This window comes from Idiomarina sp. UBA4206 (genome assembly GCF_002383015.1).
GTDB lineage: Bacteria > Pseudomonadota > Gammaproteobacteria > Enterobacterales > Alteromonadaceae > Idiomarina > Idiomarina abyssalis.
Map to the genome: position 1 here is coordinate 42,228 of NZ_DFTS01000004.1, position 325 is coordinate 42,552.

Genomic DNA, 325 nt, shown 5'->3' on the forward strand with positions numbered 1-325 from the left:
ATGGCCCGATGAAAGACATGGTTGTGGTGGGTTATGGTAATTCTTCTATGGAAGACTACTTGAAACGCTACGTAAAGGCCCAAGATCGTTATGTAGCACCTGAACCAACTCCGGAAGTTGGCTCTTTCTATCGTTCAGATCATTTCAATTTGGCGAAACGAGGTGTGCCTATGCTGTATGCGAAAGGCGGAAACGATCACGTCGAGAAAGGCCGTGAATGGACCGAAGAGCAACGTGCTATCTTTAATCGCGACGCCTATCACAAACCAGCAGATGAGTATAATGAAGATTGGGACCTGCGCGGTGTTCAACAGGATATGTCTAT

1 protein-coding gene is annotated in these 325 nt (G+C 46.8%); it reads left to right on the plus strand.

Annotated features, from left to right (window positions below; genetic code table 11):
- A partial coding sequence (locus B3180_RS00545; protein ID WP_286842301.1) for a M28 family peptidase occupies nt 1-325 on the plus strand: 325 nt, incomplete at both ends.